Source organism: Clostridium sp. BJN0013, from assembly GCF_040939125.1.
Taxonomy (GTDB): Bacteria; Bacillota; Clostridia; order Clostridiales; family Clostridiaceae; genus Clostridium_B.
This window is the reverse complement of record NZ_CP162495.1, coordinates 2,267,725-2,288,751: the sequence shown is the minus strand read 5'-3', so window position 1 is coordinate 2,288,751 and position 21,027 is coordinate 2,267,725. Positions and strand designations below refer to the sequence as shown.

The 21,027-nt window shown below is 30.0% G+C and carries 17 protein-coding genes and 1 riboswitch; of the genes, 9 read left to right on the top strand and 8 right to left on the bottom strand.

The features are described from left to right. Window position 1: 1 nt before the first annotated feature. A complete protein-coding gene (locus tag AB3K27_RS11695; protein ID WP_368487611.1) occupies window positions 2–139 on the bottom strand; it encodes a hypothetical protein in 138 nt (45 codons plus the stop codon). 221 nt (window positions 140–360) lie between these two features. Between AB3K27_RS11695 and AB3K27_RS11690 the strand changes: the two genes are divergently transcribed. Continuing rightward, window positions 361–639: a hypothetical protein gene (locus AB3K27_RS11690; RefSeq protein WP_368487610.1), complete on the top strand. Its 279-nt coding sequence runs from the start codon at window positions 361–363 to the stop codon at window positions 637–639. A gap of 107 nt (window positions 640–746) precedes the next feature. Here AB3K27_RS11690 and AB3K27_RS11685 read toward each other — a convergent pair whose 3' ends face one another. From AB3K27_RS11685 to AB3K27_RS11675, 3 genes are all read right to left on the bottom strand, one after another. Next, window positions 747–1,190: a DUF4231 domain-containing protein gene (locus AB3K27_RS11685; protein WP_368487609.1), complete on the bottom strand. Its 444-nt coding sequence runs from the start codon at window positions 1,188–1,190 to the stop codon at window positions 747–749. A gap of 18 nt (window positions 1,191–1,208) precedes the next feature. Beyond that, window positions 1,209–1,616: a toll/interleukin-1 receptor domain-containing protein gene (locus tag AB3K27_RS11680; protein ID WP_368487608.1), complete on the bottom strand. Its 408-nt coding sequence runs from the start codon at window positions 1,614–1,616 to the stop codon at window positions 1,209–1,211. Between the two features lie 306 nt (window positions 1,617–1,922). Then, window positions 1,923–2,588, bottom strand: a complete 666-nt coding sequence (locus AB3K27_RS11675; RefSeq protein ID WP_368491222.1) for a TetR/AcrR family transcriptional regulator — start codon at window positions 2,586–2,588, stop codon at window positions 1,923–1,925. A 192-nt stretch (window positions 2,589–2,780) separates the two neighbouring features. On the opposite strand from AB3K27_RS11675, the gene AB3K27_RS11670 reads away from it, so the two are divergent. The 6 genes from AB3K27_RS11670 to AB3K27_RS11645 all read left to right on the top strand — a co-directional run bounded on the left by AB3K27_RS11670 (window position 2,781) and on the right by AB3K27_RS11645 (window position 13,953). Beyond that, window positions 2,781–4,034, top strand: coding sequence for an efflux RND transporter periplasmic adaptor subunit (locus tag AB3K27_RS11670; protein WP_368487607.1), 1,254 nt, complete (start codon window positions 2,781–2,783; stop codon window positions 4,032–4,034). A 14-nt stretch (window positions 4,035–4,048) separates the two neighbouring features. Next, on the top strand, window positions 4,049–7,105 hold the full coding sequence (locus tag AB3K27_RS11665; RefSeq protein WP_368487606.1) for an efflux RND transporter permease subunit: 3,057 nt from the start codon (window positions 4,049–4,051) through the stop codon (window positions 7,103–7,105). 247 nt (window positions 7,106–7,352) lie between these two features. Next, a riboswitch (SAM riboswitch) is annotated at window positions 7,353–7,458 on the top strand. Window positions 7,459–7,663: 205 nt separating this feature from the next. Then, complete coding sequence (locus AB3K27_RS11660) at window positions 7,664–9,304, top strand: radical SAM protein (protein WP_368487605.1); 1,641 nt, start codon at window positions 7,664–7,666, stop codon at window positions 9,302–9,304. Between the two features lie 509 nt (window positions 9,305–9,813). Further along, a complete protein-coding gene (locus AB3K27_RS11655) occupies window positions 9,814–11,712 on the top strand; it encodes a sigma-54-dependent Fis family transcriptional regulator (RefSeq protein WP_368487604.1) in 1,899 nt (632 codons plus the stop codon). A gap of 289 nt (window positions 11,713–12,001) precedes the next feature. After that, window positions 12,002–13,168 (top strand): iron-containing alcohol dehydrogenase, encoded by a 1,167-nt coding sequence (locus AB3K27_RS11650; protein ID WP_368487603.1) that lies wholly within the window; start codon window positions 12,002–12,004, stop codon window positions 13,166–13,168. A 236-nt stretch (window positions 13,169–13,404) separates the two neighbouring features. Further along, window positions 13,405–13,953, top strand: coding sequence for a hydrolase (locus AB3K27_RS11645; protein WP_368487602.1), 549 nt, complete (start codon window positions 13,405–13,407; stop codon window positions 13,951–13,953). Window positions 13,954–14,244: 291 nt separating this feature from the next. Here AB3K27_RS11645 and AB3K27_RS11640 read toward each other — a convergent pair whose 3' ends face one another. Continuing rightward, entirely contained in the window at window positions 14,245–15,705 is a 1,461-nt protein-coding gene (locus AB3K27_RS11640) for a DUF4179 domain-containing protein (protein ID WP_368487601.1), read from the bottom strand. Then, entirely contained in the window at window positions 15,702–16,265 is a 564-nt protein-coding gene (locus AB3K27_RS11635; protein WP_368487600.1) for a sigma-70 family RNA polymerase sigma factor, read from the bottom strand. The genes AB3K27_RS11640 and AB3K27_RS11635 overlap by 4 nt, the downstream gene beginning before the upstream one ends. A 972-nt stretch (window positions 16,266–17,237) precedes the next feature. Here AB3K27_RS11635 and AB3K27_RS11630 point away from each other — a divergent pair. Next, window positions 17,238–17,450, top strand: a complete 213-nt coding sequence (locus tag AB3K27_RS11630) for a hypothetical protein (protein WP_368487599.1) — start codon at window positions 17,238–17,240, stop codon at window positions 17,448–17,450. A 495-nt stretch (window positions 17,451–17,945) separates the two neighbouring features. On the opposite strand, the gene AB3K27_RS11625 is transcribed toward AB3K27_RS11630, so the two are convergent. Both AB3K27_RS11625 and AB3K27_RS11620 read right to left on the bottom strand, forming a co-directional pair. Further along, window positions 17,946–18,473 (bottom strand): hypothetical protein, encoded by a 528-nt coding sequence (locus tag AB3K27_RS11625; protein WP_368487598.1) that lies wholly within the window; start codon window positions 18,471–18,473, stop codon window positions 17,946–17,948. A gap of 6 nt (window positions 18,474–18,479) precedes the next feature. Further along, a complete protein-coding gene (locus AB3K27_RS11620) occupies window positions 18,480–19,238 on the bottom strand; it encodes a hypothetical protein (protein ID WP_368487597.1) in 759 nt (252 codons plus the stop codon). Window positions 19,239–19,562: 324 nt separating this feature from the next. On the opposite strand from AB3K27_RS11620, the gene AB3K27_RS11615 reads away from it, so the two are divergent. After that, window positions 19,563–20,369: a hypothetical protein gene (locus tag AB3K27_RS11615; protein ID WP_368487596.1), complete on the top strand. Its 807-nt coding sequence runs from the start codon at window positions 19,563–19,565 to the stop codon at window positions 20,367–20,369. Window positions 20,370–21,027: the final 658 nt, after the last annotated feature.

Genomic DNA, 21,027 nt, shown 5'->3' with positions numbered 1-21,027 from the left:
ACTATCTGCTGGTCAGAATATTTTTTGGTCTGCCTTTAGTTTTAGACTTTTGAATTTCAAATTTGGAAAATGCAATTTCAACTGCTTTATAAATTTTATAATAAGTGTTTTTACTGTCAATATTTGGTGCTATAATCATAATTAAAGTCATCCTTTACTGATATTTTTCTGTTTTTTAGCGAAAACATTATATCATAAAGTGATGACTTATTTAATTTTACAATTAATGTTATTCAACAGGCTATAAGTAATTAAAGATAGCAGTAGTAGACTGTAGTGCATATGATATATGAAGAACGATAGTTCATTTGTTTAAAGAATCCAAAAATGTACAATAATATATATGAGGTGACTGCTATTATGCCAAAATATATTAAGAATCCAATACCAGTTGAGGCTGAAGAATATAAATGTGGATTAGAAGATGGTTTTGATGAGGTTGAAGTTGCTGTTAATTCTGGATTAGATATTGAGAGTTATACAAACCCAGTCAATACAGATAAAGTTCCATTTATTAAAACTTTAGAGGGAAAGCACTATATTAGTAATGGTGACTATATAATAACTGGAGTTGATGGAGAAAGATATCCATGTAAAAAGGAAATATTTTTAAGAACCTATACTTTGTTTAAACAATAGACTTTAGGTTTCCTTGGTTTTTTATAGAACTACATCAATCCTCTTTACACAAAGTTAATACCAAGTCGTAAAATAATGTGTAAAGAGGTGTTTAAAATTTACATAGTTTATTTTTCACTATTTGTTTTTTTGTTATTATATGAAATTGCTCTCCAAATTTTATTTTCTGTTTCCACAATTGAACGAACGTTTGATACAAGAATATTTCCTCTGTGTTCTCCATTATATGGAGCGAATTTATTTATATAGAGGCACATATGGAATTTGAGTATTTCCGCTGTAGTTCGATATTCAATCCACTTTTTGTGAAATCCAAAAGTTGCACTTAATGATGATACAATTGTAGCAATAGAACCCATAAATGCAATTATATACTTAGCTGAAAAAAAAGTGTCAAAATACAGGGTTGTAAACGGAATAAGTGCTGATATGGTGGTATAAAATATAATTAGAATAGTGTACCACTTTTTATATGAAATAGCCTTTATATCATAGTAATTATAATAACTTTCTAAATATTCTTCTGGACTACATTTATTACTATCACCCATTAGGTTCACCTCTTTAATTTAATATTTTTTTATAATTTTTTCAATTAATTTAGCAACTTCAAATGGGGAATTTGCAGAATAAATTCTGTTTTCTATGTATTGAGGAATTCTCCTATCAAGTCCTATATTAATATTACTATCAATTAGAATGGGATAAAGACCTTTTATTTGTCCTTTCTTTGTTAGTTCAATGGCTAATGTCAGTTCTTCTTGAACATTAAGGCTGTTTAAAGAATTATTAGATACAATTAAAATAAATAAGTGGGATGCTGGTAGTATTTTTCTTAAGACTTCGTCCATAGACAATTTGAAATCTGGATTATAGTACCATAAATTATATCGAGAAGATGGTAAATTTAAATTATCAATAATAGTGTCTATATAATTTTTATCTGCTCTACTATAAGATAAAAAAATTTCTACCACTGATATTTACCTCATATACAATAATAATAATATATTTTATGCTATGTTAGAGATATACATGTTATATAATTGATATTATGGATATTTTTCATATAATTTCATGCTTAATTTGTTAAGATATTAGTGGCAATATGTAGGATAAGAATGATCAATTTAAATTTAATTGTTCTAAAATTTAAAAAAATTTATAGTATTAAGGAAAGATTCTTAATTATTACCAGATATACATACATAAAAATAACGTACTAGATTTGATTTACACAAATCTAGTACGTTCTCAAGCTATATGGAATCATACAAAATGGCTTATATATTTATTCTATAAGTCACTTTTTTTATGCCATTTAGTAGTAAATCACAGTATTCTTCCGTAATTTCACTTATAGATTTTTCATGTTTTTTATATGTGGCATATCCTTTAGAAAATTCTTCCTCTGGTATATTGAGTTTTTCCATAACGAAATCTCTGAGAAGTATCATATTCCTAAATATGTAAAATGTTAAAATATTTTTATCTAAATCTTTGCGTATTAATTTTTTATCCTGAAGTATATCTACTATACGTACAAATTCTTTTCGATTCATTGGTAAGTATGATTTAAACTGCTGGCTTTTACAAGCATGAAAAAGAAAATTAGCATAGTTGTAATATATAAAATCAAATTGTAATAAATGAAGTACAAGCTTTTTCGATAGTGCTATATCATCTAAGTGCTCTTCTGCTGGATTGAAATTGGTTATATATGTTAATTGCTTATTTAAAGTATGTTCAATAAGAAAGATGTACAAGTCTGTTTTATTATTAAAATATCTGTAAAAGCTTCCCTTAGCAATTTTTAGGTTAGTTATAATTCGATTTAAGGAAGCTGAATCAAAATCGTGAGTTGCAAATTCCTCAATAGATATTTTTATAATTTCTTCCTGCCTTTCTTTAGGCAAATTGCAAAAAGTTTTATTAGGCAAAGTTATCACCCCTAATTTCATAGTTTTATAATCAATAAAGATTAAAGTATAAATTTCTAAATTATGTAATGTCCTTAACATAATAATTATACCATTTATGAGTGAGTTTTGTAGTATTGACAATATATAAAATATAATGATATAATCTGTTAGATTAACTATATGGTCGCGACTTATCATTCTTATATTAGGAGGTTCACTATGCCAAACAAAGTTCTTAATATTATAAAAAAAAAAGCACTTATTATTTGTTTAGCTATTGTAGTTATTTTTTTATTGGTGGCGTATTTTACAGTTTCCCCAAAAAGTGAGGGAAAAGAGACTACTACTACTACCAAAAGTTATCCGGTAAAAACTATGGAAGTTAAAAGTGGAAGTTTCCCTATAACACTTCAATATGAGGGGTTAACAGGGGGCAGTGAGGTTAGAAAATTATCTTTTAAAAGTTCAGCTAAAATTTCAAAAATATATGTATCAAAAGGTCAACATGTGAAAAAAGGTGAAAAATTAGCTGAACTTGATAAAACTGATTTAAAGTTTGCTGCAGAAGCCTCTAAATCTCAAATGGACACAGCTTCAGCACAATATAATAAAGCAGTAAATGGGGCACAGCAGGAAGATATAAATAAGGCTCAAATAGCAGTACAAAATGCACAGGATAGCAATAATTATTATAAAGACTTATATGACAAAAATCTTAAATTAAATCAGTCGGGAGCTATTTCAAATCAAGAATTGCAAAACATAAAACTTCAGCTGGACAGCAGCCAGAATGCATTAAATAGTGCCCAGCAAAGTCTGCAACAGCTCCAAAATGGATCTAGATCAGAAGATAAACAAGTAGCTTTAAATCAGTTAAATACAGCAAAAGCAAATTATGATTTAGAAGAAAGTTTACTTAATGATGCTACTATGACCGCAGATATGGATGGTTATGTTGTTGATATATTAGGTAAAGAGGGGGAAATGCAGCAGGCAGGTAACCCTGTAATATTGTTTAGAAGCGAAAATCAAGTCATTACAGTAGGTCTGTCAGAGGATGACGTAAAGAAAGTAAAAGTTGGGACAAAGGCACAGGTAAACATTGGAGATGATAAAGCACAGGGTGAAATTATAAATATAGTTCAATCAGCAGATAGTACGTCTGGAACATATAGTACTGAAATTAAGATTTCTACTCCTATAGATGCCAGCAAATATTATGTAGGTGAAACTTCAACAGTTTACATAGATATGGGTGAAACGAATTCTATATCTATTCCAATTAGTTCAGTTTTAAATGATGGAGAAGATTATGTTTATGTAGTTGAAAATGGACATGCTGTTAAGAAAAATATAACTTTAGGTGATACTGATGAGGATAAAGTTTTAATAGAGGGTTTAAAAGATGGAGATGAACTTGTAGTTGAAGGAATGAAGAACCTAAAATCAGGATACAAAGTTATAGTTAAATAGAAGGAGAATATAATATGGGATTAATTAAAGCAGCTATAAAAAATAAAAAAATTGTATTATTTCTAGTAGCTATAATTATAGTTAGTGGCTTTTACTGTTATGGTAATATCTCAAAACAGGAAACCCCAGATGTTGCATCTCCTGCAGCTATGATTACTACAGTTTATGCAGGTGCTTCACCTAGCGATATAGAAAAGTTGGTTACTAAAAAGGTTGAACAGAAGGCTGAAGAAGTTGATGGATGTGACTATGTACAATCTTATTCGGAAAGCAATGCATCAATAGTTATCCTCTATTTAAATAATGACGCTGATGAAGATAAGGCTTGGAGAGATTTAAGGGACAAGATAAAAGATTTAAAGTCTGACCTCCCAAGTGGATGTAATGATAGTGATATTAATACTAATCTTACAGAAACAGCTGGTACAATAATAAGTATATCGGGTAATAACTATTCTTATCAGCAGTTGGGAGATTATGCTGATGACATAAAAAAGCAGCTCCGTGACACTGATGGCGTTTCCAGGATAGACGTTAAAGGTGATCAGGACAGACAGGTAAATGTACAGGTGGATTGGAACAAGGTAAATAAGTATGACGTATCCTTAAAAGATATATGTACTGTATTAAGTGCACAAAATGTGGATATACCATCGGGGTCTTTAAATTTGGCTACGGGTAAGATAAAAGTAAATACGCCAGGTATGTTTAGTTCACTGCATGATATAGAAAATACTGTTGTAGGAGTTTCAAGCAGTACCGGTGAAACCATAAGAATTAAGGATATAGCAAAAGTATATATGGACTATGATAATGATTCAAACTATATGTTTACTAACAATGGTCAAAATGCAGTATTACTTGTAACATATTTTCAAAAAAATAAAAATATAATTCCAATAGGAAATGATATAAAGGAAAAATTGGATACAATAAAAAAGGGAATGCCAAGTGATCTTAAGATAGATGAAGTTACTTTTCAGCCTAAGGATGTAAGTGATTCTATCTCATTTTTTATGAAAAATCTTAGAGATGGAATAATACTTGTAGTTATAACTGTTCTTATAGGTATGGGTTTTAGAAATTCAATGGTAGTATCTACAGTTATACCTATATCAATATGTATGACCTTTGTTATTATGTACGCACTTGGAATTAAAGTTGAGCAGATGTCAACTACAGCACTTATTATAGCTCTTGGAATACTTGTTGATGATGCTATAGTAATAGGTGATGTTATACAAGTTGGAATAGATGATGGCTTGGAAAGGAATGAAGCGGCATTTAATGGCATAAAGAAGCTGTTTATACCAGTATTTACTTCCACTCTAATCATTGTAGGAGCTTTTTTACCTTTGCTATCAATATCAGGAGTAGTTGGCAAGTTTTTAAAGAGTCTGCCGCAGGTTGTTATAATATGTGTAATATGTTCTTATCTATGCGCGTTGTTTGTAACTCCAGCTATGTCTTCCTTGTTTTTTAAAAAGAGCAAAGAAAGCAAACGTAGAAATCCAGTTCGTATGATGTTTGAGAGCCTTTTAAAATATGGCCTTAAGCATAAGAAGACTATTATTACAGCAGCTTTAGCTGTTTTTGCGGTAGCACTGATTTTAATTAAAACCCTTGGAATGCAGCTTTTCCCTTATGTGGATAAAGATATAGTATATATAGATGTTTCAAATGAAAAGGTTGCGGATATAAAAAGTACCAGCAAATTAGTGAAACAAATAGAAGGTATATTAAAGCAGCAAAAAGAGGTTATAAGTTATACTTCAGCTATAGGTGGCGGCATGCCTAAATTTTATGTAACATTGCCTACAATTGCATCTGCTGATGATACAGCTGAAATCATGGTAAAAGTAGATTTAAATAAGACAAAGAGGTTTAAAACAAGGGGGGAATTAGTAGAATACATACAGAATCAAATGGATAATAAGATTTCCGGAGGTACAGCTACAGTAAAGCAACTTGAGGAAGCAATGCCTATAGGTGCACCGATACGTTTGAGACTTACTGGAGATGACTTAGATCAGATGCAGAATGCTTCTGAAAAAATACAACAGCAGTTAAAAAATATGCCCGGGACTATGAATGTAAGAGATGATGCTGCTAAAAAGACTTATGAATATGAGGTAAATATAGATGAAAATAGAGCATCACAACTTGGCTTATTAAAGTCGGATGTTCTACAGCAAATTAATATTGCACTTAAAGGGTATAAGGCTTCTACTTATAGAAAAAATGGTAATGAATATGATATTATGGTCAAAACAAATATTTCATCTGTAGGAGACTTGAAAAATTTATATATTGAATCAAGTGTTACTAAGAATAAAATACCTTTATACGAGGTTGCATCTGTTAAACTTAATTCAGAGATAGATAAAATAACCCACTATAAAGAAGATAGGACCATAACCGTTTATAGTGATGTTAAAAGTGGATATAATTCTGTTAATATAGAGAATGCATTGAAGCAAAAAATAGAAGGGATGAATTTGGATCCAGTAAAAGTTATATATGACGGTGAAAAGGCTCAGATAAGTAAGTACTTTACAAGTCTTGGCGTAGCAGGTGTACTCATTTTGGTAATAATATATGTACTTTTGTTTATTCAATTTAAATCATTTGTACAACCGCTTATAATAATGTGTTCTCTGCCACTGTCGCTGATAGGAGTTTCAATAGGGCTTCATGCTTTTGGAATGAACCTGTCGCTTACAGCTTTTATGGGAATAATAAGTTTAATTGGAGTTGTTATAAGAAATGCTATACTTCTTATTGAATATATAAACAATGGCAGAGAAGAGGGACTTTCTATAAATGATGCTTGTATATATGCTGTAAGCCAAAGATTTAGACCTATAATATTGAGTTCCACGGCGACCATTACAGCACTTATACCATTGGCTTTTTCTGGGAGTGCACTGTTTGGACCTATGTCAGTTGCCATGATGTGTGGACTTTTGACAGCTACATTCCTGACTTTTGTAGTAGTACCTGTGGTTTATTCCATGGTAAATACTAAATTGGAAAGAATGACAAAAAACAAAGAGATCATTACTAACTAGAAATACCATGTCATATATTAAAGAAAGGTTCAATGTAATTATATAGGGCTGTCTCAAAATAGAAAAATAATTTCTATTTTGAGACGGTCCAGTTCTTGCTTATTTCTTGTTAATATATTTTAAGCTATAGCGGAGATTTGTCTGCTAAATTTCTGAAAATCAGTATTAATTATTGACATATCAAATTATACAGTATTATAATGATTTTATGTAGATGTATTGGGTTTTGAAAATTTAATATCGTATACTCTTATCAAGAGAGGTAGAGGGACTGGCCCGATGATGCCCGGCAACCTGGATGTAATTACATTTAATGGTGCTAATTCCAGCAGGAATACCCTGAAAGATGAGAAACTAAAGAATATAACTTGCTGTAGTTTCTTTACAGGAAGTTTTTTGTTTTGGCTGACTAGAAGACTAGAGGTCAAGTTTCATTTAAACTAGAAAATACTTTTTATTTTGATGAATTTTCTATGTTTATTGAAGCTTGACCTTTTATTTATTACATACACTTATTGCTAAATCGGTAAAAAATATTAATAGAAAAGAGGTAAGATGATGACAATTATAAATAATCGTGAAAATGAGCTGTCATTTGAAAGTATTGTTGAAAAATATCCTCAAATTCCAAGGCTCATAATTTTAAAAATAGATGTTCAGCGCAGGGGAGTACATTATACTCAAAAGGTACTGGATAAAATAGATCCCAACATATATCAGCTAACAGGAGCTAATGTATTTTTTGCTTCATTGGGAGCAAGAGATCAAAAAACACGAGCAGTCCCAGAGTCATTAATTCTGAGAGACGGGACAACTATAATAACTGATCCAACTCCGTTAGCACAGAATCCTTATATTGTTGATTATCGTGATGGAAAATCTGTATTAGTTGATAATAATAAAATAATCGAAGAAGTTAACTTTTGGGAGAAACCAGACTATTATGGCGAATTAACAAGCAGTGGGGTATCAATGGATTCAATAGTGTTTGCCAGACCTCAAAGATTAAATATCACACCAACATCATATTGCCATTTTTGGAAAAATCAAAGGGGGTGCAAATATTGTGATCTAGTACCTCATTTTAAAGAAGATGGAGTTATAAAGCAAAGATTAACCCCACAAGATGCTTATGAAACGGTGAGAGAAGCACTGAAGCAAAAAGGAAGATTTACTAATATATGTATGACCATGGGTTCAGATACCAACGGTGCTACACCTTTTGATGCGGAGGTTGACTACTATATAGAAATTTTGAAAGCTATAGGGCAAAACTTCAAAGAAAAGAGATTTCCTAGTCAGGTGATAACTACTGCATTAAACGAAGAACAACTTGTACGTTTATATAATGAAACGGGTTTAACAAGTTACACTTCCGATATAGAGGTGTTAAATGAGGATTTGTTCAAATGGATTTGTCCAGGTAAAGAAGAATGGGTTGGATATAAGGAGTGGAAAAGACGTCTTGTAGCAGCAGTTGATATATTTGGAAAAGGTAATGTTAACTCAGGCATTGTCGGTGGTGTAGAATTGGCAAAACCAAATGGATTCAAGACGGAAGAAGAGGGGCTCAAACATACATTAGAAGAAGCGGAAGATTTGATAAGTAAAGGTGTATCGGTGGTTTATATTGTATGGGTTCCAAGGCCACTGTCATTCTTTAAAGATCAGAAAAATGCATCTTTAGAGTATTATGTTAAGTTAACTGAGGGGCTCAACACTCTTAGGATAAAATATGGGTCAACAATAGATTTTAATGATATAAAACATATTATTAACAATTCTAAAACATTAAAAGTACTTGCAACTGTCGGAATTGATGGAATACCCCATACAGCTGTGAAACAGACTCTTCATATAAATGAGGATGGAAATATTGAATATATAGAGCTTTTTGAATCATCCCAAAGTTATAGAAATTTAACAGCAAGTGTCTGGTATGATAAAAAAGTTTCAATTTTAATATATGGTGAAAATAAAGAAAGTTATGAGATAATTGGTAAAACTGAAAATATATATATTTCAGGTAAACATTATGAAAAAGCCTATACAGATATTTTAGAACAAAAAGGCTTTGATATTGCAGCTATAGTGATTATAATTCCAGAATACGTAAAAAATCAGGATCCAAAGGAAAAATTTCAAGAACAGGAAAGAACAAGACCATTTTTCAGGCATTTAGATAGATTAAAAAAATAAAGAGGAACTGAAAGTTTCCTGGAATGAAAAACTTTAACTTTTTCTGTATGATGAGAATCACCAGCCAATTGAAGCTGTGGATTCTTATTGAAGGGGCTTCAACTAATTTATGTAGTTCCTAGACAGTCAAAAGTTCTTTATTATATACATAAAATTTTAAATTGAAATAAATAAGACACCTTTTGTTAATTGAGTAAATTCCACAATTATAAATTTGAAACTGTAAATGAATTTGGAAAGGGCCAAAACAATCTTAATATTAATATACAAAGGCATGTTGAAGAATGAAAACTAATGTTATAAAATAAATATAATCAATACACTAAGATAGAGTTATTTATCCAAATGCGGTAATTAGCTAATACTCCCATTTTCTTCAAAGTGGAAGATAAGCACAGATAACGGACCTGGATAAGTTCTTCTAATGTTCAGATGGAGAAAAGCATTTCTCATAAGCAAACTCCAGCTGAACCTAAGAATCACTTGATGTACAAAGGGGGTAATTTGAAATGTTTAAACCATCTACTCACAGTGACATGATCAGTAGATCTTTTAATAGGTGCATTAAATATCACATGGAAAAGGGTATACTCAAGCCCAAACGAATACTTAGCAGCAGAGAATTAGAAAAATTAATAAAGAAAAATAATGAGATTATAAAAATAGCAAGACCGTTTATGGAAATACTTTATGATTTTTTAAAAAAATCAGGTTTTTCATTGTATCTTGGGGATAAGAATGGGATCGTATTAACTATTATAGGTGACAAAGATATAGTAATAGAGCAAGCAAAAGCTGGGATAGTAGAAGGTGCTGATATGAGCGAAAAAAGTGCAGGTACAAATGCAATGGGAACTGCTCTTTTTGAAGATTCATCAGTTCAAATTTCAGGTGAGGAACATTTCATAAACATTTTTCAGATTTATACCTGTTGTGCTTCTGTTATACACAATGAGCAAGGAAATATAATAGGATGTTTAAATCTGACTGGAAAACGGAAGCTTGCCCATCCTCATACATTGGGACTTGTTGTATCAGCAGTAAAATCTATTGAAAATGACTTGAAATTACATAAATCTCAAAATGAATTGTTTAAAGCATACCAATACTTGAATAAAGTTATGAATTCCATGGATTTTGGAATTTTAGCTGTAGATAATAATGGAATGGTTAAAGCTATAAATAATAGTGCCTGTGGTATGCTTGGAATAAATAGAAAATATATTATAGATAAAAATGTACATCAAGTTTTATATAATTGGCAATATATACTTGATGAACTTAAATCAGGAAATGTATACACGGATAAAGAAATTTTATATTCGGATGAAAAGAAACGGTTTAATTTAAATGTATATCCCATAAAAGATAAAAGTAATATTATAACTGGAATGGTAGTTATATTCAAAGATATTCAAAATGTATATAATTTAGTTAATAAATACATAAGTGGATCTGCTCTTTATACATTTGATGATATAATTGCCCAAAGTGAAAAAATGATAAATTTAAAAGAACAGTTAAAAAACATATCTAACAGTCCTTCTACTGTATTAATTCAAGGAGAAAGCGGTACAGGAAAAGAACTTATTGCTCAGTCAATCCACAATAACAGCAATAGAAAAAATAAAAGTTTTATAGCGATAAATTGTGGTGCTATACCAAAGAACTTAATAGAAAGTGAATTGTTTGGATATGAAGACGGATCATTTACCGGTGCAAAACATGGAGGGCGCGCAGGAAAATTTGAACTTGCAAATGGCGGTACTTTATTTTTAGATGAAATTGGGGAAATGCCTTTAGATATGCAGGTAAATCTTTTAAGAGTTCTTCAGGAAAACTGTGTCACGAGAATAGGTGGAAACAAATATATCAAAGTAGATGTGAGAATCATCGCAGCTACCAACAAAAACTTAAGGAAAGAAGTAAAAAAAGGAATCTTTCGTGAAGACTTATATTACAGATTAAATGTAATACCTATATATGTACCACCATTAAGAGAAAGAGATATAGATATTAAAATACTGATAGATTATTTTTTGGAGATCAAAGCATTTAAACTTAAAAAACCTGTTCCAACAATAAAACCTAATATATATCAAAAGCTTTTAAATTATAATTGGCCTGGAAATGTTAGAGAATTAGAAAATTGTATTGAAAACATTGTAAACATGAATGGAAATACATCTTTTGTTTTCCAGAATAATCTTCCAGAAAACAAGCAAAGTAGTTCTTATACTACAGATTTCCAATACGATATGTGCTCATTAAAAGAATGGGAAAAGAAAGCAATAATAAATTGTATAAATAATTGTAATGGTAATATATCAAAAGCCTCTAAAATTTTAGGAATAAATAGAAGTACATTGTACACAAAGATAAAAAAATATCAAATTAATTTTTGTTAAGGTGTATGTAAAAGCAACACTGTTGTAAAAAACAACATTATTTTCTTTAAAAATGTTGTTTTTTACAACAGTGTTTTTAATGATTATTTGGATTTTATAAAATACCTACCTATATTCAGCCTTTTCATAATAAAAAATATACTGGCATAGTATTTGCTGATATATTTAATTGGAAAAAATATCATCTATTATCGTTAAATAATCAATTTCTTAATTTGTGGTGATTTTTTATATAATTAAAAAATTGAAAATTTGTAAAGTAATGCAATTTAATAATAAGGAGGAAAAAATGGGAAGATTTACTTTACCTAGGGATATTTACTTTGGCGAAAATGCTTTAGAAAATTTAAAAAGTCTAGAAGGAAATAGGGCAGTAGTTGTTGTAGGTGGAGGATCCATGAAAAGATTCGGATTCTTAGCTAAAGTTGAGGAATACTTAAAAGAAGCTGGTATTGAAGTTAAATTGATAGAAGGTGTTGAGTCTGACCCATCTGTTGATACTGTTATGAATGGTGCTGAAATAATGAGAGACTTTAAACCAGATTGGATAGTATCTATAGGAGGAGGATCACCTATCGATGCTGCCAAAGCAATGTGGATATTTTATGAATACCCTGATTTTACATTCGAAAAGGCAGTAGTTCCTTTTGGTATTCCTAAATTAAGACAAAAGGCACGATTTGTTGCTATATCCTCTACAAGTGGAACTGGAACTGAAGTAACATCATTTTCTGTAATAACAGATTATAAATCTAAGATTAAATATCCTCTTGCAGATTTTAACCTTACTCCTGATGTGGCTATAATAGACCCAGCTCTTGCAGAAACAATGCCCAAAAAGCTTACAGCACATACTGGAATGGATGCACTTACTCATGCAATAGAGGCATATGTTGCTAATTCGCATTCAGATTTTTCAGACCCACTTGCTATGCACGCTATAATCATGATTCATAAATATTTATTGAAATCCTATGAAGAAGATAAAGAAGCTAGGGGACACATGCATATAGCCCAATGTCTGGCTGGAATGGCATTTTCAAATGCACTTCTTGGAATAACTCATAGTATAGCACACAAAACTGGTGCAGTATTTCACATACCTCATGGGTGTGCTAATGCTATATACTTACCTTATGTTATAGATTTTAACAAGAAGGTTTGTTCAGAAAAATACGCTGAAATAGCTAAAAGACTCAAACTCCCAGGAAATAATGAAGATGAATTAATAGATTCATTAACTGAAATGATTCGTGATATGAATAAAAAGATGGATATTCCTCTAACAATAAAGGATTATGGTATAAGTGAAAGCGATTTTAATGAAAACCTAGATTTTATAGCTCACAATGCTATAATAGATGCTTGCACTGGTTCCAATCCTAGAGAAATAACTGAAGAAGAGATAAAAAAGCTCTTACAATGTATGTATAGTGGACAAAAGGTTAACTTTTAACTTAAATATTTATGTCATCAAATGAATTTTATAACCTTTATTTTGAAGAAACCTAACAAATCTCAAAATAAAGGTTTAATTTTAAGATAACTAATACCATTTTTATGTATATTTTTTAGCAAAAACATTATATCATAAAGTAATGACTTATTTAATTTTACAATTACTGTTATTCAGTAAGCTAAAAATATATGTATACGATATATATACTAGATATTTTGAGGAGAGATTATTTAATGGATAAATTTACTTTAATTCAAGAAGAATCAGCACTAATAGTCATTGATATTCAAGAAAGGCTAGTTCCGGCGATGCCCACTTCCCAAAAAGTAATTCAAAATACCAATACCTTACTATCTGTCTCCAATAAGTTAGGGATTTCGGCAATTATCACCGAACAATATCCAAAGGGTCTTGGAAAAACAGTTCCAGAAATACACTACAATATTAATGAAGTATCAGTCTATGAAAAAATTACGTTTTCCGGCTGCAATGATAAAGTAATTAATACCTTAGAACAGTCAGGAAAAAAGAAAATCATTATTACAGGAATGGAAACCCATGTATGTGTTTTTCAAACAGTTAGAGATCTACTTGCTCGTAATTATCAGGTGTTTGTGGTAGGTGACGCTGTATGTTCTCGTACAAAAGAAAATTACTTAAACGGTTTGTCTCAAATGTCGGCAATGGGAGCTGTGGTAAGTAACACTGAAACGGTACTCTTCGATTTGTTGAAAATGGCAGGAACACAGTTATTTAGGGAGCTGTCGAAGTTAATCAAGTAAAACAAAGTGGTTTGTAATCAATCGAGAGTATAGAATTTTTTCTGTAAATAGCTAACTATTATAATTATTTTAGAGCATTAAAGAATATCAAACTACTTTAATCTCTTTAGTATAATGTAATAATTAATTATAAGCATGTCAAGAATACCCTTGAAAAAGGATATTCTTAACATGTTATTTTTTACTGCTTAAGTAGCCCTTCATACATTATGAAAAAATTTCCAATGGTACATATTTTAATGTATTTCTTGCCTGGTACACTATACATACATATATTAAATTTATTAGACTTTATTTATTTAAACTGATTTTAAACTTTAAATCCTCTCTGAACTCCACATTGCTAAAATCATTGGTGTATATAGTATATTTTTTATTGGGGTCAAGTTTCTCAAATTGTCTTACAAATTCATTTGGCTTGTTCTCATCTTTTCTTATATCATAACTTTTATAATCAACTATTTTTCCAAGAGAATCTTTTATCCATAAGCTTTCTGCCTCAAAATATGGTGCTTTACCTTCTACCCTGTATTCAACTATTGTACTGTCGTTCTTTGTTTCTATTTTTTCTATTATAATTTTTCCCATTTTTCCTTGAGAAAGTTCTATGGGGTATACCCCATCAATTGTGTTATTTATTTCTATAGGCTTTTTACCTTTAACAGTATAGCGTATTTCTTTGCCATTCTTATCGGTATATACACCTCCTCCACCTGAAGGGATAATCTTACATGGAACAATAGTTAAATATTTTGGAATTTTATCAAGTTTATTGTACTGCATTTCAACATTAAATGTTCCTTTATTAATATCACTGCCTCCACCTCCTGTGCTTTTAGTCATGAGTTCAACTCCTTTATCATCATAAGCAATCCAGTAATCATAATCCATTAAGCTACCATCATGGTTTACTTCTACATCATTTTTAACCTTTTCCTTGTCTTTATAATTTCCACTTACAAAAATAGAAGTATCTATAGGCGAGAACACAACTTTGTCTACATTTGTAATACTATTTGGAAAATCAAGCTTAATATTTGGCTTAAATACAACACTATCTTTGACCAATTCATCTTTTGACGCACTAAAAGAAAAATTCCATTTTCCTTTTACATTTAATATTTCATCCACATTTAAAGTTATATTTATTTTATTTGAAGTATTCTTTAATAAATCAGTGTGAATTTCCTCACTTCCAACATATGTGTGGTCATCAGTATAATTTCCTGTAGAACTTCCACTTGAAGCGGATCTTTCCCCATTAATTTGTAAAAACTTACTCAAACCAAATATCTCTAAATTTTCAATTTTATTGTCACTTTTTATAGTATATCCTATCATAAGTTTTGAATCATCTGCTATTATTTCATTTATCGTAAGTGTTACTCCATTGCTTGTAACAGGTCTATTTATAATTTGAGAATACTTTTCATATTCTCCATGGAATCCAAATTTATCATTTAATTTTTGCGTTATTGAATTCAAGACAGGAATATTTTCTGCAAGAGTCGGAGAAACACAACCTATGCCTATTATACTTATCAAGCTCAAAATTGCTGCTATAGAACCATACTTTAATAATTTAAACTTACCTTTAGCTTTTATCCTCCTCTTTAGATTTTTCTTTATTCTCTTCTTTTCTGCATCAGTTACTTCTTCATCCATAGAATCAAACTCGCTTTCTTCAATCTTTACACTATTAAATAATATATATATATCTTTTTCTTCCATATTAAAATCATTAATATTCATAATACTTCTCCTCTCAAGATTATAAGTTTTTCTTTCAAAAATTTACGTCCCCTTGAAAGTCTCTTATCAACTAATCCTCTGTCAACTCCAAAGCTCTTTGCTATGTTTTCTATTCCTTCATATAAAAAATATCTTCTTATAAATATTTCTTTATCACAAGAATTCATTTTACTTATTGCCTCTAAAAGCTCTTCTTTATTTTCCTTTGATATTATTAAATTTTCTACATCAATTCTATCTTCAATGCTATAATCATCCACATATTTGTCTTTACTTTGGTTAAAAAGTTTTCTTTTATAATCTATTGACTTATATTTTGCTATAGCTGTAATCCAGTATTTAAAATTTCCCTTTTCACTATCAAAACTTTCAACATTATTCCATACAGCCCAAAACACATCATTGACACATTCTTCCGTATGTTGTGCTTGAAATGTTGAGGTCAATGTAGTACGTACAATTTTAAATACTAAATTACTATAATTGTCCACTACAAATTCAAGGGCTCTTTCATTTTTATTTTTTATCTGTTCTATAAAATTATTTTCATTTATCTTCACATTTTTACCTCCCTAAGAAGCTTCTCATATACTAATACGAAGATACAATCTGTTTTCTGACATTAATCTTTGTCAAATCTAAGTTAGGTTGTTGAATTTTATTTCTCCCAAAAACAAAAAAAACCTCCTAAAAGGAGGAAATATCTCAAATAATATTTTAAACGGACAGATAAGTCTATAAGCCGAGTTCTGTATTATATTTATGTAGTAAAAATATATAAACCTAAGTTCAAATAAATCTTTAACAAGCATTGGTACACCTTGACTTACGGTAATATATGTTTTATGAAATAAAAATATGTAAAAATACAGTTTTTTATCTTAGTATGGCAAAGAATAAACTTGCCATACTATTTAGTTATCGGAGTTTCTACATTGATATGTGTAGTATATCCTGCTGTATTATATCAAATTATTCATAGTTTATCTATTTTATATCAATAAATCAAACCTTATAGATACAATAAACCTATACCTTAGTTCCCTTATAAATTCAAAATTATTATATAAAGCATCTGTAAGGTATACTGTCATTCTCATTTTACTTAACCACTGAAAATATCCATGATAACCAGATTTCAGCTCTGCTCATGAAACAATTATTTTCTGTACTTAAAGACGTATATAAAACCCAAGACTCTATATCAAAAGCGTTATGAACGTCATATTAAATGTACTCATATGCCACGCCTAATAGATAAATTCAATAAAAAAGAGCAAGAAATAACATTAAGAAAATACCCTCGGAATATTTAATCATATTAGTCCCAATAAACTTACTGTATTAAGCTCTAAATCTTTAGGAAATTTCATATAGCTAAAAATAATTTTTCATTAAACAATTTAGTTGAACATTTTATTCATGAAGTCAGTATAATGTATTAAACCTACACTAATGTAATTTATAACATTGTAAAAATTCTGATACTTTCAAACTTGTGAGAAGCATTAGTCATAGAAGGGAGGAAATCAATGTCAGAACATTTAGACGAAAATACAGACAAAAAAATAGATGCTATAGGAAAATATGTTTTAGTAATGATTGAATACGGTCATAGACATTCTTACATCAATGGAACATTTTTAGGAGAGACTAACGATCATTTCATAGTGAAAGATAGTAAAAATAAAATTACTTATATTCATAAAAATAAAATAATATGTCATATATTTAAAGAAAATTAGATTTATACTCAGTATTATCAAGTATAAATTTTATAATTTTATTTATGAGCATATGAAATTTTCTTAATCACAATGAACATTTTAAAAATTTGAAAATATATTATAATTAGATGAAAATTCCAAATGTAGCAAAGACAATGTAACAAATGGAACTATTATAGATATTATTAAATAGTGCAAAAACTATATACTAAGAAGATTATAGGTAGTGTAAAGTGAGATATGAAAAAAATAATTTTAAAAAATATGTTCATAAGAATTGAGATGGTTATAAATTTTTTCCAAAATGGGGATTGATTGTTATAATCGCCACCCTTGACTGCATCAGAAATAAATGCTCTGAAATTGCCACCGACGGCGAAGAAACTCAAAAACAGATGAATTTCACCGTCTTATTCACAGCATTTTAGCATTTATTTATAATGCCATCAAGGGCAAGCCCGAAGGGTGGCTTGGTATTTACCTCTGGCTCAAAAATCTAAAAACAAAAAGGAATTAAGCCACCGGGTTTTTCTGCATATTTAGAATGGTTTGTTGACCGAGATAAATAAGCAGTTGCCATTTGGCAGGCATATTGCCTGCATTGCTTAAAATGTCTAACTCATTTAGTGGCTTCCAGTAGTTATAAGGGTGTGGACGTAGAAAGTTATAATAGGCAACCCAAAGAGAAACACCATAAAGGGCACCATTTTCACTTCCGTAACCACCAGTAACACGGTAGGAAGACTTAAAGGTGCGGTTAAGCCGTTCTACTACTTGTTTTACCCAACGAAACTCAGCTGATACTGCATCATCATTAGTAAGTCCTATGACCTGGGTAACATCAAAATCCCATCTATTTGTCAGCTTGAATTGTTGGCTGGCAAGAGGATAGGCACTGTAACCATCTGCAATAAACTTTAGGAATTTATTTGGAAACTCTTTGAACTTTTCAAAAGCCATGCGCATAGCAAGAATACATGGACCTACAGCACGGGTATCAGACACTTGGTAGCCAAGAATAGACTTTTTACAGGCATCCATGACAATTCAAACATAATGCTTTATGCCTTTTACTTTAATATAAGTTTCATCAGCAGAAAGAATGTTTGAAGGTTTATAATCAAAGGTATCTGTAAAAGGTTTAATAACTGCAGCAGCAGTCATGGCATAATTAGCAACCATTGTGTGTGAAATATTTATGCCATGAACTTCTTTTAGAGCATGAGAAGTCTGTCTGGTGGATAACTTAAGATTTACGTGATAAGTAAGACAGAGTCCCATGATGTGGGCATTGAACTTCTTATACTTGAAGTTTATAGCATTTTTAGGAAGTTTATATAAGTCCATCTTAAAAAAATCTATAGTAAATTCACGATAGATATAGTGGAGCTTATATTTATGTTTATCAGAAGTATTTAAGCCTTTAGGTAAATTGGCAAGATTGCTTTGATAGTAAGAGCATTTTGGATTGACACATTTATGTATACGAAAATGCTTTCTATCTTTCTTTGGTGAAAGAGTATGCCCACAATAAGGGCAGACAAATACTATAGGTTTAGCAGCGTAATTGCTTTCGTTGAAATTTTGGCCACAAATTTTACACTGAAACTGTCCTCTATTACCATTATTATCGTAGATATAGTGGTGGGGTGCATCACATCTAGGACATACAATATTTTCAGGAATAGACTTTCCATTACGTCTTTTAACAGGCATAATTAGTTTATTATATTTATGTTTATAGTAAGCTAGAAGAAGTTGATAGTCTACCTTCTCAAAACGAACAATTTTAGGGAGTTTATCCACTTTGAATTTCTGGTATTAGGGACTATGGGAATCATCAAAAGCCCACTGCTTAAGGGAAATATATTTAGCAATAAACAAGAGTAATTGATAAATTATTTTCAAAAGATATTGATTATATAAAAATAAATAAGTTATAATTGAATCCAAGACAATGACATCCTTTCATGTGATTTTTGTTTGGTGGGATATTCAATTATAACATGAAATTAGGGGGTGATTGTTTTTTATTTCAAAAAAACTTTGTAACCCTTGATATATAAAGAGAAAATTTGAAAAATAGTGTGAAAAACTTTACACTAACACACTACTAAGGGAGGTATTTTTATGAAAAGAAATTTAAATCCACAAGATGAAAATATCTATATGGAAATAAATCCAAATCCAGAGGATAAAAATATTCCAATGAAAAGAAATTTAAATCCACAGGATAAAAACATTCAGCTTAAATCAATCGGAAGTGTAACACGTCAGGAATTAATCGAAAGAGAAATTATCTTTGATGCTCCTAAGAAAGACGTAGTGTTAAAAGTGATTAATATACTAAACGAAATTGAGATAAAAGATACAAACGTAGCCACTGGAACTATTTTAGTAAGCGGTTATTTAAATAGTTGTATTATATATACTACTATGAAACGACCACAAGTTGAAAACAATAATGAGCAAAATAATAACGAGAATTCAAATAACTCACAAGACCATGGCTATATAAGTATGCAAAATAATAAAAGTAGTGATAATAATAATAAGAATAGTGATAATAATAATAAGAATAGTGATAATAATAATACAAATAAGAATAAGAAGGAGCAAGCTAAACCAAGCTGCGGTGTTGTAGATAGTAGCATCGCTTTAGACGGTGTTATTCGCCATACAACTGTTTCGATACCATTTAAATCATTTATACCTGCTCCACAAGTTCAAGAACAAGATATTTGCTCAGTTACATCTTCATCTGTTTTAAATAACTTGAAATCAATTACTACAAATCCAATTTATGAAAAAGAGGATGATGAAGAATCAACTATCTCTATAATGCGCGGTGAAGAAGAACAGAAATTTATAAAAGGAATTGTTAATAAAACCTTAATTGAACTTACTGTTGATATAAAAAGATATGCTGAAAATTAATACGGCATTTATAATAAAGTATAAAAAGTAAATGAAATATTTTTATGTATTCAGAACCACCCTTAAAACACGGGTGGTTTGTTGCTAATGTCATTAGCTTAAGTTTCTAAAAAAGATTTATAAAAAATAAGACCTTTGTAGTAATATGAAAACGCAAGCCAAAATAATACTGATGAGAATATCCTTATAAAAACACTACTACTATATTTGGTATATTACAAATATTTTTATCAAAGGGAACAGTAAAAAAAGTAAATGAAAGCCTAGGATATATGGATACTACAAGAAAATTTACCTATACGATTAATTAGATTCCTGATGCTAACAACTCCTAGTGGATATAAAAGTTATAGACATGGTATTGGAAATATACAACTTGAAGGATTAGTGCATGTATATTTTATACCCCAAAAAATTATTATAACTATTGTAAGAAATCATGATGAACCAATAAAAAACTAATGATATAGATAAATTCGATTTCAGTCTAAAACAAGACTTATGGAAATTATGAAAGACTTTGATATGTTTAAAGAAATAAAGCAATTTGGGGTTATAAGAATATCATATTAGGCCTAATACCAGCAAACGTGTAATCAGGGGCAAAGTAGAAAGTATGTTACATAACAATATAAATTATTAGTATTAAGTAACATTC

Coding starts and splice junctions, on each gene's coding strand:
- AB3K27_RS11630 (WP_368487599.1), top strand. CDS start 17,238: ATGTCAGAACATTTAGACGAAAATACAGACAAAAAAATAGATGCTATA.
- AB3K27_RS11625 (WP_368487598.1), bottom strand. CDS start 18,473: ATGGATGCCTGTAAAAAGTCTATTCTTGGCTACCAAGTGTCTGATACC.
- AB3K27_RS11640 (WP_368487601.1), bottom strand. CDS start 15,705: ATGAATATTAATGATTTTAATATGGAAGAAAAAGATATATATATATTA.
- AB3K27_RS11645 (WP_368487602.1), top strand. CDS start 13,405: ATGGATAAATTTACTTTAATTCAAGAAGAATCAGCACTAATAGTCATT.
- AB3K27_RS11650 (WP_368487603.1), top strand. CDS start 12,002: ATGGGAAGATTTACTTTACCTAGGGATATTTACTTTGGCGAAAATGCT.
- AB3K27_RS11695 (WP_368487611.1), bottom strand. CDS start 139: ATGATTATAGCACCAAATATTGACAGTAAAAACACTTATTATAAAATT.
- AB3K27_RS11655 (WP_368487604.1), top strand. CDS start 9,814: ATGTTTAAACCATCTACTCACAGTGACATGATCAGTAGATCTTTTAAT.
- AB3K27_RS11690 (WP_368487610.1), top strand. CDS start 361: ATGCCAAAATATATTAAGAATCCAATACCAGTTGAGGCTGAAGAATAT.
- AB3K27_RS11685 (WP_368487609.1), bottom strand. CDS start 1,190: ATGGGTGATAGTAATAAATGTAGTCCAGAAGAATATTTAGAAAGTTAT.
- AB3K27_RS11670 (WP_368487607.1), top strand. CDS start 2,781: ATGCCAAACAAAGTTCTTAATATTATAAAAAAAAAAGCACTTATTATT.
- AB3K27_RS11660 (WP_368487605.1), top strand. CDS start 7,664: ATGACAATTATAAATAATCGTGAAAATGAGCTGTCATTTGAAAGTATT.
- AB3K27_RS11665 (WP_368487606.1), top strand. CDS start 4,049: ATGGGATTAATTAAAGCAGCTATAAAAAATAAAAAAATTGTATTATTT.
- AB3K27_RS11615 (WP_368487596.1), top strand. CDS start 19,563: ATGAAAAGAAATTTAAATCCACAAGATGAAAATATCTATATGGAAATA.